Origin of the sequence: Gimesia sp. (genome assembly GCF_040219335.1) — a bacterium.
In the GTDB taxonomy this organism is placed as follows: Bacteria; Planctomycetota; Planctomycetia; order Planctomycetales; family Planctomycetaceae; genus Gimesia.
Window position 1 is genome coordinate 657,773 of record NZ_JAVJSQ010000029.1, and the last position, 12,706, is coordinate 670,478.

Consider the following 12,706-nt stretch of genomic DNA (forward strand, 5'->3'; position numbering starts at 1 on the left):
ACGCTAAGACGAACTGACTCAGCGAGTCGAGTGCGGCTGCGAATTGAGCAAGATCAAGACAATTTGGAGAGGGACCAACCTGCGATGCGTGATTTTGAATACGAAGCACCTGTTTCCCTGGCTGATGCCGTCGGGTTATTAGCCAAAAGCAATGGAAATGCCCGCCCGCTGGCAGGAGGAACCGACCTGATCGACCATGTCCGCACCGGCCGGTTGACGACCGATCTGATTGTCGATTTGAAGAAGATTCCGGAACTGATGGCGCTGGAGCTCAACGACAACGGGCTCCGCCTGGGAGCCGCGGTTCCCTGTTATCAGATCTACGGCCACCAGGGGATCGTCGATAACTATTCCGCGATCACTGACAGCAGTCATATTATCGGCGGCATGCAGATTCAGAACCGGGCCAGCGTCGGGGGAAACTTGGCGAATGCCGGTGCAGCCGCGGATTCAACACCCGCGTTAATCGCTCTGGAAGCGACCGTCGTGATTGCCGGTCCCGATGGGACCCGCGAAGTCGCGGTTGAAGATTTCTGCACCGGGCCTGGTCAGAATGTGCTGGAACCGGGGGAGATCATTGTGGAACTCCACTTCCCGCCTCGTCCCGCTCACAGCGGTTCACATTACCGGCGATTCATTCCCCGGAATGAAATGGATATTGCCGTCGTGGGAGTCGGGGCCTCCGTGGTTCTGGATGAGAGTGGCGAAAACTTCGTTTCGGCCCGCATCGGACTGGGAGCTGTCGCTGCCAAACCGTTCCTGTGCCAGGAAGCGTGTGACGCACTGGCAGGTCAGCCGGTGAATGATGAGACCATCAAAAAAGCAGCGGACGCAGCGAAGTCGGTCGTGCATCCGATTACCGACATGCGGGGCACCGAAGAATTCCGTATTCATGTGACCGGCGTGTTGACCGAACGTGTCATCAAACAGGCGGTGGAACGTGCTCGGGGATGATTCGTTTCAGCGAAGCGAAAACTCTCTCTTACAACTGAATCCCAACTGAAATTTTTAATAAGGACACTTCGATGGCGAAGAAACGGATCGTAACCGCGACTATCAATGGCCGTGAAGAGGAGTTCCTCTGTCAGCCTCGACAGACCTTGCTCGAAGTCTTACGCAATACACTCAACCTGACCGGTGCCAAGGAAGGTTGCTCCAACGGCAACTGTGGTGCCTGCTCGGTCGTGATGGACGGGAAAGCCGTCAATACCTGTATGGTTCTGGCGGTCGAAGCCGAAGGGACCGAGATCGAAACCATTGAAGGGCTCGCTCCCGGCGATGGTCTGGATCCGCTGCAGGAAGCTTTTCTGGAAAATGCAGCGCTGCAGTGCGGCATCTGCACCCCGGGCTACATCATGTCTGCCAAAGCGTTCCTGGATAAGAATCCTAACCCGACCGAAGAGGAAATTCGCTTCTCGATGGCGGGTAATCTGTGTCGCTGCACCGGATACGACAAGATCGTGCGTGCGATTCAGCAGGCTGCGGAAGTACGATGTGGAAAAACTGCCTCATGTGAAAAGGAGACGGTCTAATGGCGACAATCGATGAAACCAAAACAGATGCAGGCAGTGGTGATGCTCCCAAGTACAAAGTGATCGGCACGCGTCCGATTCGTCACGACGGAGCCGACAAGGTTACCGGTCGTGCGTTGTACGGTGCGGACATCAAGGTCAAAGGGATGATCTACGGTGCGATTCATCGCAGCCCACACGCTCATGCCGTGATCAAGTCGATCGATATTTCCAAAGCGGAAGCACTGCCCGGCGTTCGCGCTGTGGCGACGAGTGCCGACATGCCCGAGCCCGGTGATAAAATTGCAGAACTCGGCGAAGGGGCCGTGAATCTGAATCACCTCAGCAGCAACAACCTGGCCCGCACCAAGGTGCTCTACAAGGGACACCCGATTGCCGCGGTCGCTGCCGACAATATTCACATCGCACAGGAAGCAGCCAGTCTGATTGAGGTCGAGTACGAAGTGCTGCCTCCGGTGATGGACGTGCTGAAGGCGATGGAAGACGATGCTCCGGTTCTCAACCCGGATGTGCATACCGAAGAAGCCGTTTCGGGAGAAATGGGCGACAAACCTTCAAACATCGCCAAGCATCTCGTCTATGAGAAAGGGGATATCGCCCAGGGTTTCGCAGATGCGAAATACGTCGTGGAAAAAGAATTCCGTACCGCGACCGTGCACCAGGGTTACATCGAACCGCACGTGGCGACCTCACTCTGGAACAATGACGGACAGATTACCGTCTGGACATCGACCCAGGGAACGTTCTCTGTTCGTCAACAAGTCGCTGAATTGCTGGATGTGCCGCTGGCCCGTGTGAAAGTCGTGCCGATGGAAATCGGTGGTGGCTTTGGTGGTAAGATTTCGGTCTACCTCGCACCGGTGGCCGCCGTGCTGTCCCGCAAGTCGGGAGCTCCGGTGCAACTGGTGATGGACCGGGCTGACGTACTGCAGGCAACCGGCCCGACACCCGGTTCCTACATTAAAGTCAAAATGGGAGCCGATGCTGACGGCCGCATTACCGCCGCTGAAGCTTGGATGGCTTACGAAGCGGGCGGTTATCCCGGTTCGCCGATCGGGGCCGGCTGTATGTGCGTCTTCTCCTGCTACGATGTGCCCAACGGCCGCGTGGAAGGCTACGACGTCTGCGTCAACAAGCCACGGACGAATGCCTACCGGGCTCCCGGGGCGACCAATGCTGCATTTGCGACAGAAACGGTTGTCGACGAACTGTGCGAACAACTGGGTATGGCACCGATTGATTTCCGTCTGCTGAATGCCTCGAAAGAGGGAACCCGGCGGATCGATGGCGTGACTTATCCCCGCATCGGTCTGGTGGAAACACTGGAAGCGATCAAAAACAGCGAGCACTTTAATTCAGCCCTGGAAGGGGATAACAAAGGCCGCGGCATTGCCTGTGGTTTCTGGTTCAACGCCGGACTGAAGTCAGCTGTGACTGCGACCGTGAACTCAGATGGTTCGGTTGGTCTACTCGAAGGTTCGACCGACATCGGCGGTTCGCGTACCGCGATCGCGATGCAGTTTGCCGAAACCCTGGGGATCGCCGCGGAAGACATCAAGCCGGCTGTGGTTGATACCGACAGCGTGGGTTACACCGACGTGACGGGCGGCAGCCGCGTGACTTATGCGACCGGTTGGGCCGCTTATGAAGCGGGAAAAGACCTGCAGCGTCAGATCGTGGCCCGCGCCGCTGAGCTGTGGGAAGTCGATCCGTCTGCTGTCTCTTATGATGATGGTTGTGTGGTCGGTCCCGACAAGCGAGTGCCGTTCAAAGAGATCGCCATCGAACTGAGTCTGACCGGCGAACCGCTGGTCGGGCGGGGCGTTTCGAATCACAACGAGCCCGGTGGTGCCTTTGGTGCCCACGTGGTCGATGTGGAAGTCGATCCGGATACGGGTAAAGTCGATATCCTGCGTTACACGGCTGCCCAGGACTGCGGAACGGCGATCCATCCCGCTTATGTCGAAGGACAGATTCAGGGTGGTGCTGTGCAGGGGATTGGCTGGGGGTTGAACGAAGAATACTGGTATGACACGGAAGGCAGCATGCGAAATGCGAACTTCCTCGATTACCGGATTCCCACCTGTTACGACCTGCCCATGATCGAAACGATCATCGTGGAAGTGCCGAACCCCGGTCATCCGTTTGGTGTGCGTGGCGTTGGGGAAGTTCCCATCGTACCGCCGCCGGCCGCGCTGGGAGCCGCGATTCACGAAGCAGTCGACGTGCGGATGTACGAGCTGCCGATGTCGCCGCCACGCGTACTGCACGAACTGTTGCAGAAACAGTCCTGAAGTAAAGGAGGCCCTGATGCCTCGCCTGTTTGTTCCTCCCCTGCTCAGACCGTTCTGTGAGGGGGAGGAAGAAGTGGTTGTCGACGGGAGCACCGTGCTGGAAGCGGTGCAGTCCCTCGATGCTCAATATCCGGGAACGCTGGAGCGGCTCTGTCCTGACGGGAAGCTGCGGCCCGGAATCGCGGTGACCGTCGATCAGAACGTAACTCCCCGGGGGCTGGCGCAGAAGGTGTCACCCGAGAGTGAGATTCATTTCCTGCCCGCGATTGGTGGCGGGTGAGATTGGCGTGCTTTCTGTAGGACTGCGTGGCCTCGGATGTAATCCGGGGTTGTCGGAGACAACAGGAGGTTGCGGGGGACGCGTTCTGTTGCGGGAGGGCGTGCCTCAAGTACTGAATGTTGAGGTGGGTGGCTTTGCTCTGAACTGATCGCATTCACTGAGACCTCCTGCTCGCTGCGCTCGGCTCGGATTGTATCCGAGCCCACCCATGCTTCAGTTCTTGCCAGGTGAATTACATATTCTTCAGCGGAAAGCCGATGGCGTTTTTCGGGGCGAGGAAGACGGTGCCGTGGCGCATCTGTCTGGCGGGGAGCTTCATTTCCGGCGTGCGGTTGGTCCAGGTCTGCAGGTCGGGGCTCGTGGCCAGGCAGTAAGAGAAGTGGCTGCCGGGGGCGTCCCAGTAGAGGTACCAGAGTCCGTCGTGTTTGAACAGAGACGGGCCTTCGCCCATCGTGTTGACTATTGAGGTACCTGCGCCGGCGATCGGCGGTCCGAGCGTGGTCTCGTAAGGTCCCTGCATGTGTTTGCTGAAGACGAGCCTTAAGTTTTTGCCTCCCTGGTCGGCTGGCATTTCGTTTTTGATGACCATGATCCAGCGGTCGTCTGTCGGTGTTTTCGTATTCTGATCATCGTGGGCGATAAAAGGATCGATGACGCTGAGTTCCGGCTGCGGGCTATAGAAGAGTTTGGGCTTCGTGAAGGTTTTGAAATCGCGGGTGCGGATGGCGTAGGGCCGGTGGTCGTGGCCGTGCTGGTCCCGGCTCTGGTCCTGATCGTTGAGTTCTGTTTCCAGCGTGGTGCTCCAGAGGATCAGGTATTCCTGCTGCTCCGGATCCCAGTGGATTTCGGGGGCCCAGGTGTTTTTCGCGCCGTCGCTTTCCTGCCAGACGACGATTTTGCGGGGCGTGCTCCAGTGCCGCAGGTCTTTCGAAGAGGCATAGCCGATGCTGCGCGACTTCCAGCTGGTGGTCCAGACCATGTGGAACTTACCGTCGTGGTAGACGATGGAGGGATCGCGGGTCAGGCTTTCTTCACCCCACTTCGGGGCGGGCATAACGACCTTGCCCTCGTTGAGCCAGTCGAAGTGCAGGCCATCGGTGCTAAAGGCGAGGTAGACGCCGGTTTCACCGTTTCCGAGGAAGTAGGGGAGCAGAAAGATCTGGTTGGTGTTTTCTGGTTTTTCTGCTGCGGGGAGCGGGGTGAGGAAAGAGCAAAGCAGGAGAAACAGGATGCAGGGCGCTTGCGGTTTCATTATAGTGCCATTCTGAGGGATGCGTTTGATGTCAGGGGCTCAATCCCATGTTAGCGGGGGACTGATCCTGGGGCTACCATCACAAGGGTGATGCGTTGTCCCGGATAGAATCCAGGATCAACTTCTACGAATTAAATGAGAAAAGGAATTAATAGATGGGATTGGATTTATGTTTACAGGCAATTCCTGAGAAGTGCAAATTATTAGATCTGGTCAGTACGGGTAAAATTAAAGTCTATCTATTAGGGTTTATCAATTACCACTATGAGCACGAAGGACACGGAAAAGGTGAGCTGACTCTCAATCCCAATAATGAATGGGAGAATAATGAAGGCAAGTGCTTTATTGAGTCGCTGTATGATCTGGAAAAAACATCGCCGGGTGTTTTAGATCGGAGTATGTATCTGGGGCGTGCCCATTCCTCGTTTTGCAGATTACTCGAGCTTCAGGCAAGAACTGAGGAAGAGGAAAAGATTGCACGAAAATCTGTTTATGGGAATGATTTTCTGCCTGCATATCTGGGGGAACAAGAGGAGCCCAAGCTCAGGTGGAACTCTGCAGAATATTCTGAATTGATCTATCTCTGGCTATCTGAGAGGTCTCCTGCAGAAATTGGAGATCAATATGAGCGGGCTGGATTTGGCAGAGAAACTGTTCGTCTGACGGATGAAGAGTACGAACAACAAAAAATACAAGTTTCACAGTTGTTCAAAGAATTTCAGGATCTTTACAAAGGGGCCGTTGAGAATCAGGAAGCGATGATTGTGAAACTGTCCTGAGTTGGCGGGGTTGTCGGTAGACAACAGGAAACTGTCAAGGTGATGGTTCGATTCAGAGCAAAGCTGAAAACCATAATGATCTGGTAGGAACCGGTTTTTTTAACTGTGAGATTTTACAGTCAGTCTCCTGCTCGCTACGCTCGGCCCGGATTACATCCGAGCCCACCCGGTTTTCTTGAGTTGGGACGGTTCCTCGATCACTGTCGGACAAGCCGACAGATGGCACCCAGTGCTGGTCTTTCTTTTAAACCGATTACTCTGTCGTGAGCAGTTCTTTGACTGTCTGTACGAGGTCTTCGATGTGGTAGGGTTTGGGGATGAAGCGGTCGACGCCGCGGTCGAGGGCGAGTTCGCGGTATTTGGGTTCGCTGTTGCCGGTGACCATGACGATTTTGGGGGCCCGCTGCTTGTTGTTGATGATGCTGTCGAGGACAGCAAATCCGCTGCGGCGGGGCATGACCAGGTCGAGGAGGACCAGGTCGGGGGCGTCGCGTTCGATTTTCATCAGGCCTTCGTTGCCATCGTGGGCGGTGAGCACCTCATACCCTTCTGCTTCGATGGCCAGCTGTAAAGGCTCTGTAAGACCCTCGTCATCGTCGATGATGAGGACACGTTTTTGAGGAGAAGTGTTCATTAGCCTGGCGTTTAAATCCTGGTGTGGCCCGCGCTGGGGAAGTGTGCAGAAAGTATTATATCACCCCTGCTGGCGAAAATCCAATTATTAAGATCCAACGGACGTGTGGCGCTCCCCAAACCGGTGCCGGTTCGATAAAATGGGCCGGTGCGCGCGTGGCGTGCGCCAGTTTCGGGACGGTCCGGGATCAATATGTCTTTATCTGTTTATTCTTAAATCACGCAATGGGATAGTTTTGTGTCAGCGACGTCGGTAATCGGGTTACAGTGGGGCGATGAAGCCAAGGGCAAAATTGTAGACTTACTCTCCGAGCAACACGAGATCGTGGTGCGTTACCTGGGGGGCAATAATGCAGGCCACACAGTCAAATTTGACGGCAAGACCTATAAACTCTCCCTGCTGCCGGCAGGGGTGCTGAATCCGAATGTCACCTCCGTCATTACCGGCGGGGTGGTGATCAATCCCAAGGCGTTTCTGCAGGAAGTCGCCTCTATCGTTGAACAGAACGGTCCGATTGATCCCAGCCGGCTGTTGATCAGTGACCGGGCCCACGTGATCTTCCCGTATCATATGCAGGAAGAGAGTATTTTCGAAAAGAGCCGCAAAGAGAACGCGATCGGCACGACCATGCGGGGCATCGGGACCTGCTATCGTGATAAAGCGAGTCGGACCCACGCCATTCGGATGGGCGATCTGATGCGTCCTGACTTTTTCCGGGCCCGTCTGGAAGAAATCGTGGCTTATAAAAGTAAGATTTTCCAGGCCCTCGATCCCGAAGCAGAACCGTTGAACGTCGATGCGATCTTTGAAGAGTATTGCGGTTACGCCGAGACGCTGAAACCGCATGTCGTTGATACCAGTGCTTATCTGCTGAAAGCGGTTGCCGAGCAGAAGAAGATTCTGTTCGAAGGGGCCCAGGGGAGCCTGCTGGATATTGACCACGGGACCTTTCCGTACGTGACTTCTTCCAACAGTTCCGGCTGCGGGATTCACAACGGCAGTGGCGTTTCCGAGCGTTACATCAGCAAGATGATCGGCGTGGTGAAAGCCTATACAACACGCGTGGGCGGTGGTCCGTTCGTGACGGAACTGCACGATGAGATCGGGCAGCGGATTCGCGACGTGGGAAATGAATACGGAACTGTCACCGGACGTCCGCGGCGGTGCGGGTGGTTTGACGCTGTCGCAACCCGTTACGGGGCGAATATCAGTGGCGTCGACTGCATTGCCGTCATGCTGCTGGACGTACTGAGTGGTCTGGATGAGCTCAAGGTCTGCGAAGCTTACGACGTGAACGGCACGCACGTCACCGACTTCCCGAGCCACATTCTGGATCTGGAGCAGGCCAAGCCCGTGTATCGCACGATTCCCGGCTGGAAAGAAGATATCACCGGCATCCGCAAGATGGAGGATCTGCCCGAGAATGCGATCGCGTACATCAAGGCGATCGAAGATATCATCGGCAAGCCGGTTGAGATTGTCTCTGTCGGACCCGACCGGGAACAGACGATTCTGCTGAAGTAGGCGGCTGGTTCGAGTTCTGTTGAGGAGGGGCAACTCACTTTCTGTATGGGAAGTAGGAATCTTTGCCCTGAATTGCAGGCTTAAACTGGGACCTCCTGCTCGCTGCGCTCGGCTCGGATAGCATCCGAGCCCACCCCTTTTCTTGGGGATTGGTTGTGAATGTTCACGGGTAAAGAAAGCGTTCTGACCAGGCTCATTGTATTCGTCAGAGTGATTCTCTGTCGTGAGATCCCACTGTCAGTTTCCTGTTGTCTATGACAACCCCGGATTGCATCCGGGGCTACCCGGTCTGTTCTGGTTGGGAAGTGGTGCAGGTCCTTGATGTTTACCTTTCCTCGGTTGTGCCTGCGCGTATCATTCCTGCTCCTGTCTTGTTTGTACCGGTGGCTACTGCCATTCCGCTCAGGGGTGGTGGCGGTCTGTGGTTCCCTTGGAAGGTGAAACGAATGGAAAATTTCCAGGCGGGCAGGCACGCAGGCTCTGCCCCTACATGGTCTGTTGAGTGCAGTTCGTATTTTCGAAAAGGGCGTGTGGGGGTCAAGACAGAATTTTGTCCCGATGTGGCCGGATTTTGTCCTGGTCTGTGCGGGATTTTGTCCCTGTGTGACCTGTGTTTGTCCCGATTGGACCGGCTGGAAAGGGGAGAACATTGAGAACTGATGCGCGATTGACAGGTGGAAAACGGGTGAAAATCAACGGGAATTCAGGTGTTGTTGTGTCAGTGGTGGGGGCTGTTCCGGTGCACGATCACCTGTCTCGCGCGCGAGCCAGAGGGGACCAGCATATGCAGCGGCGGGGGCGGTTCAAGTTCAGTTTGTGCAGTGAAAAACGGGAAGTGTTATTCGACGACGACGCCTTTTTTCAGAATCAGATTGGCGTACAGGGCGGTTTCGCTGGTGGCGATGATGGCATAGGCCTGGCGGGCGCGTTCGTAGAATTCGAAGCGTTCGATTTTTTCCAGCTCTGGAGCGCGGTCATCGTACTGATGAATCAGTTCGCGGTAGGTCTGCCAGATGGGAGGCTCGGCTGCCTGGTCGTCGACGGGGTTCATCAGGCCGGCGGGCTGATCGACGAACGTATCGAGGGGGAAGAACGGGAGCAGGGCGGAGAGGATTTCAGGGACGCCGTGACCATCGAGGCGGATGATACGCTGGGCGTGGGAGTCGGCGGGGAAGTTACCGTCAGCGAGGACGATGTCGTCGCCATGTCCCATTTTCATCAGAACGTACATCAGGTCGGGGGAGATGATGGGAGGAATTCCATTGAGCATGCGGTTCACCCTGGCTGTGGTTATGTGACTGGTGTTGTGTGTGCTGAAACTGATTTTGACAACTCAAAAAGCAGAATCAAAGGGGCTCGTGAGAGTGATTACCATTATGCAGAAATTTTACGTCGAAGGCGAGGATGGCTTGCTGGATATGCTGCTGTGATCCCGTTATGATGGCTTGAGTTCAAGCTGTGGGCTCGACAGAGTGAACACCGCTTTTTCTCACCGGTAGCAAGTTTTCAGGAGAAAGTCTGAAAAATCAATGAAAATTCACGAATATCAGGCCAAACAGTTGTTTCGCGAAGTCGGGATTCCCGTACCTGAGGGAATCGTAGCGAAGACCGTCGATGAAGCGGTGGCCGCATTTGAAAAACTGGATCGTCCGCTGGTGGTTGTGAAGTCACAAATCCACGCAGGGGGCCGCGGAAAAGGTCGTTTCAAGGAACATCCGGAGCAGGCTGGTGTGGTACTGGCTCGTTCTGCGGATGAAGTTCGCGAGAACGCGGAACGCATGCTGGGATCGACCCTCGTGACCGTGCAGACCGGGGAAGAAGGCAAACAGGTCAACACACTGTTCATCGAGCAGGGACTGGACATTGCCAAAGAGCTTTACCTGGGATGCGTGATTGACCGCGAAGCAGGCGGCCCGGTGATGATTCTCTCAACCGAAGGTGGTATGGAGATCGAAGTCGTCGCCGAAGAGTCTCCGGAAAAAATCCTGAGCGAGCCGTTCTCGATTCACACCGGACTGCTCGGTTTCCAGGCCCGCAAACTGGCATTCAAGCTGGGAATGGAAGGCAAAACGGTTCGTCATGCAGAGAAGTTCCTCTGCCAGATGAGCCGTTTTTTCATTGATAACGACTGCAGCATGACCGAAATCAACCCGCTGGTGATCACCGGCGAAGGTGAACTGGTTGCACTGGACGCGAAGGTGACGTTCGACGAGAACGCGATCTTCCGTCACAAACCATTCGACGAACTGCGGGACCTGACCGAAGAAGATCCTGCGGAAGTACAGGCGGGTGATGCCGGTCTGAGCTACGTCAAGCTGGACGGCAACATCGGCTGTCTGGTGAACGGGGCTGGTCTGGCGATGAGCACCATGGACCTGATTAAGCATCATGGTGGTGAGCCGGCTAACTTCCTGGACGTGGGCGGCGGAGCGAACGTCGACCAGGTCACCGAAGCCTTCCGGATCATTCTGGCTGATGACAATGTGAAAGCGGTTCTGGTGAATATTTTCGGCGGGATCATGAAGTGTGATACGATCGTGACCGCGTTACTGGAAGCTTATGAAAAGGTTGGTTTCACGGTACCCCTGGTGGTACGACTGGAAGGGACCAACGTGGATACCGCCCGGAAGATGCTGGCAGAGAGTGGTCGGGATATTATTTCCGCAAACGACCTGACCGACGCCGCTCAGAAGGTTGTGGCCACTTTGAGTTCTTAGGACAGGCGGGCGACCTGTCTGTCAGGTCGCCGCTCGTGTGACGTGGTTGTTTTGCAAAAAGCGATCTTAGCCATCTTTTAATAAAACACATTTCCCGCAAGGGTGACAGATTATGAGTATTTTAGTTACTGAAAAGACACGCGTCATTTGCCAGGGGATCACCGGTAAATCCGGGCTGTTCCACAGCCAGCAGTGCCGGGAATATGGCACACCTCTGCTGGGGGGCGTGACTCCCGGCAAAGGGGGAACCGAGGTTGATGGTTTCCCGGTATTCAACACCGTGGAAGAAGCGGTTGAAAAGACCGGTGCCAACACCAGCCTGATTTTCGTGCCGCCTCCGTTCTGTGGCGAAGCGATCATGGAAGCCGCTGATGCGGGTATCGAACTGATCATCGCGATCACCGAAGGTGTGCCTGTCACCGATATGGTACGGGTGATGGAATACCTGAAAGACAAGCCGAGCCGCCTGATTGGTCCCAACTGCCCGGGTGTGATTACTCCCGGGATCGCCAAGATCGGCATTATGCCCGGTTACATTCATACGCCCGGTTCTGTTGGCCTGATCAGCAAGAGTGGTACGCTGACTTACGAAGCGGCCTGGCAGCTGGGTAACATTGGTCTGGGACAGAGCACGGCGATCGGTATTGGTGGTGACCCGATTATCGGGACGACCTTCATCGATCTTTTGGAGATGTTCCAGAATGATCCTGCGACCGAGTCGATCATGCTGATCGGTGAGATCGGGGGAACCGCTGAAATCGAAGCAGCGGAATACATCAAAGAGCATGTGACCAAGCCGGTTGCCGGTTTCATCGCCGGTAAAACCGCTCCTCCCGGAAAACGGATGGGGCACGCTGGTGCGATTATCAGCGGCGGTAGCGGTACAGCGGATGAGAAGATTGCCGCTCTGGAAGCAGCCGGTGTTGTTGTGGCGGAAAGCCCGGCAGACATGGGTGCTGCGGTCAAGCGGGCGATTGAGAAAGCCTCTTAATCGTCTTTACCAGACAGCCAAAAACAACAGGGCCGCCGGATTTAACCGGTGGCCCTGTTGTCGTTATATCAACTTGAACGGAGCGGCGGACGACTATTTTTCGTCGTCAGCACAGACCCAGGCGCTCAGTGAGGATTCGTAATCGACCAGTTCTTCAGGTTTGAAGTAGATCGGAATTTCGCGGGCGGCGGCTTCGGGGCCGTCGCTACCGTGGACGAGGTTCATCTGGCGACTGACGCCAAAGTCACCCCGGATGGTGCCTGGAGCGGATTCGCGACCGTTGGTGGATCCCATCATGGAGCGGACGACGGAAATGGCTTCCGGTCCTTCAGCGGCGATGGCGATAACCGGGCCAGAGGTGATGAATTCTTCGAGCAGCGGGTAGAACGGCTTTTCCACATGTTCGGCGTAATGTTCGGCGGAGAGTTCTTTGGTGACCTGCATCAGTTTGAGGCCGACAATTTTGAGGCCTTTGTTTTCGAAGCGGGACAGGATGGTGCCGGCGAGCCGGCGTTGAACCGCATCGGGTTTAATCAGGATCAGGGTGCGTTCGAGAGCCATGTGGAGTTCTTTCTATCAAGTCGATGGTCTGTATGAAACGGAGGGATCGGAATTCCCTCGCTGTACTCACTGGAATTTTGTATTGGGAAACTTAACTTATTGGCGGGGGATGCCTGGCTGGTACGGAATTTCCACGCCAGCC

At 55.5% G+C, this 12,706-nt stretch carries 12 protein-coding genes; 8 read left to right on the top strand and 4 right to left on the bottom strand.

The annotated features are described in order from the left end of the window. Window positions 1-84: 84 nt before the first annotated feature. The 4 genes from RID21_RS24400 (at window position 85) to RID21_RS24415 (ending at window position 4,106) form a co-directional block, all read left to right on the top strand. The gene (locus RID21_RS24400) at window positions 85-954 is read left to right on the top strand and encodes an FAD binding domain-containing protein (protein WP_350193454.1); all 870 of its coding nucleotides are present in this window, start codon (window positions 85-87) and stop codon (window positions 952-954) included. Window positions 955-1,025: 71 nt separating this feature from the next. Then, window positions 1,026-1,532 carry a (2Fe-2S)-binding protein gene (locus tag RID21_RS24405; protein WP_350193456.1) on the top strand — a complete coding sequence of 169 codons (507 nt, stop codon included), beginning with the start codon at window positions 1,026-1,028 and terminating at the stop codon, window positions 1,530-1,532. Further along, the gene (locus RID21_RS24410) at window positions 1,532-3,826 is read left to right on the top strand and encodes a xanthine dehydrogenase family protein molybdopterin-binding subunit (protein WP_350193458.1); all 2,295 of its coding nucleotides are present in this window, start codon (window positions 1,532-1,534) and stop codon (window positions 3,824-3,826) included. The genes RID21_RS24405 and RID21_RS24410 overlap by 1 nt, the downstream gene beginning before the upstream one ends. A gap of 16 nt (window positions 3,827-3,842) precedes the next feature. Continuing rightward, window positions 3,843-4,106 carry a MoaD/ThiS family protein gene (locus tag RID21_RS24415; RefSeq protein ID WP_145037646.1) on the top strand — a complete coding sequence of 88 codons (264 nt, stop codon included), beginning with the start codon at window positions 3,843-3,845 and terminating at the stop codon, window positions 4,104-4,106. Between the two features lie 232 nt (window positions 4,107-4,338). Here the strand turns inward: RID21_RS24415 and RID21_RS24420 are convergent, their stop codons facing one another. After that, window positions 4,339-5,358, bottom strand: coding sequence for a glycoside hydrolase family 43 protein (locus RID21_RS24420; protein WP_350193460.1), 1,020 nt, complete (start codon window positions 5,356-5,358; stop codon window positions 4,339-4,341). Window positions 5,359-5,513: 155 nt separating this feature from the next. On the opposite strand from RID21_RS24420, the gene RID21_RS24425 reads away from it, so the two are divergent. Beyond that, window positions 5,514-6,137, top strand: a complete 624-nt coding sequence (locus tag RID21_RS24425; RefSeq protein WP_350193462.1) for a hypothetical protein — start codon at window positions 5,514-5,516, stop codon at window positions 6,135-6,137. A gap of 253 nt (window positions 6,138-6,390) precedes the next feature. Here RID21_RS24425 and RID21_RS24430 read toward each other — a convergent pair whose 3' ends face one another. Continuing rightward, window positions 6,391-6,771, bottom strand: coding sequence for a response regulator transcription factor (locus RID21_RS24430; protein ID WP_350193464.1), 381 nt, complete (start codon window positions 6,769-6,771; stop codon window positions 6,391-6,393). A gap of 237 nt (window positions 6,772-7,008) precedes the next feature. Here RID21_RS24430 and RID21_RS24435 point away from each other — a divergent pair, with 237 nt between their 5' ends. Beyond that, window positions 7,009-8,295, top strand: coding sequence for an adenylosuccinate synthase (locus RID21_RS24435; RefSeq protein ID WP_350193466.1), 1,287 nt, complete (start codon window positions 7,009-7,011; stop codon window positions 8,293-8,295). Window positions 8,296-9,133: 838 nt separating this feature from the next. Here the strand turns inward: RID21_RS24435 and RID21_RS24440 are convergent. Further along, window positions 9,134-9,565 carry an RbsD/FucU family protein gene (locus RID21_RS24440; protein WP_145037657.1) on the bottom strand — a complete coding sequence of 144 codons (432 nt, stop codon included), beginning with the start codon at window positions 9,563-9,565 and terminating at the stop codon, window positions 9,134-9,136. Window positions 9,566-9,824: 259 nt separating this feature from the next. On the opposite strand from RID21_RS24440, the gene sucC reads away from it, so the two are divergent. Next, window positions 9,825-11,012: an ADP-forming succinate--CoA ligase subunit beta gene (sucC, locus tag RID21_RS24445; RefSeq protein ID WP_350193468.1), complete on the top strand. Its 1,188-nt coding sequence runs from the start codon at window positions 9,825-9,827 to the stop codon at window positions 11,010-11,012. A 112-nt stretch (window positions 11,013-11,124) separates the two neighbouring features. Then, window positions 11,125-12,003, top strand: coding sequence for a succinate--CoA ligase subunit alpha (sucD, locus tag RID21_RS24450; RefSeq protein WP_350193470.1), 879 nt, complete (start codon window positions 11,125-11,127; stop codon window positions 12,001-12,003). Between the two features lie 93 nt (window positions 12,004-12,096). Here the strand turns inward: sucD and ndk are convergent, their stop codons facing one another. Then, window positions 12,097-12,564: a nucleoside-diphosphate kinase gene (ndk, locus tag RID21_RS24455; RefSeq protein ID WP_145037663.1), complete on the bottom strand. Its 468-nt coding sequence runs from the start codon at window positions 12,562-12,564 to the stop codon at window positions 12,097-12,099. Window positions 12,565-12,706 lie beyond the last annotated feature (142 nt).

Excerpts from the sequence above, each read along its gene's own strand:
- sucC (WP_350193468.1), top strand. The coding sequence starts at position 9,825 with ATGAAAATTCACGAATATCAGGCCAAACAGTTGTTTCGCGAAGTCGGG.
- RID21_RS24410 (WP_350193458.1), top strand. The coding sequence starts at position 1,532 with ATGGCGACAATCGATGAAACCAAAACAGATGCAGGCAGTGGTGATGCT.
- RID21_RS24425 (WP_350193462.1), top strand. The coding sequence starts at position 5,514 with ATGGGATTGGATTTATGTTTACAGGCAATTCCTGAGAAGTGCAAATTA.
- RID21_RS24415 (WP_145037646.1), top strand. The coding sequence starts at position 3,843 with ATGCCTCGCCTGTTTGTTCCTCCCCTGCTCAGACCGTTCTGTGAGGGG.
- RID21_RS24400 (WP_350193454.1), top strand. The coding sequence starts at position 85 with ATGCGTGATTTTGAATACGAAGCACCTGTTTCCCTGGCTGATGCCGTC.
- RID21_RS24440 (WP_145037657.1), bottom strand. The coding sequence starts at position 9,565 with ATGCTCAATGGAATTCCTCCCATCATCTCCCCCGACCTGATGTACGTT.
- ndk (WP_145037663.1), bottom strand. The coding sequence starts at position 12,564 with ATGGCTCTCGAACGCACCCTGATCCTGATTAAACCCGATGCGGTTCAA.
- sucD (WP_350193470.1), top strand. The coding sequence starts at position 11,125 with ATGAGTATTTTAGTTACTGAAAAGACACGCGTCATTTGCCAGGGGATC.
- RID21_RS24430 (WP_350193464.1), bottom strand. The coding sequence starts at position 6,771 with ATGAACACTTCTCCTCAAAAACGTGTCCTCATCATCGACGATGACGAG.
- RID21_RS24405 (WP_350193456.1), top strand. The coding sequence starts at position 1,026 with ATGGCGAAGAAACGGATCGTAACCGCGACTATCAATGGCCGTGAAGAG.
- RID21_RS24420 (WP_350193460.1), bottom strand. The coding sequence starts at position 5,358 with ATGAAACCGCAAGCGCCCTGCATCCTGTTTCTCCTGCTTTGCTCTTTC.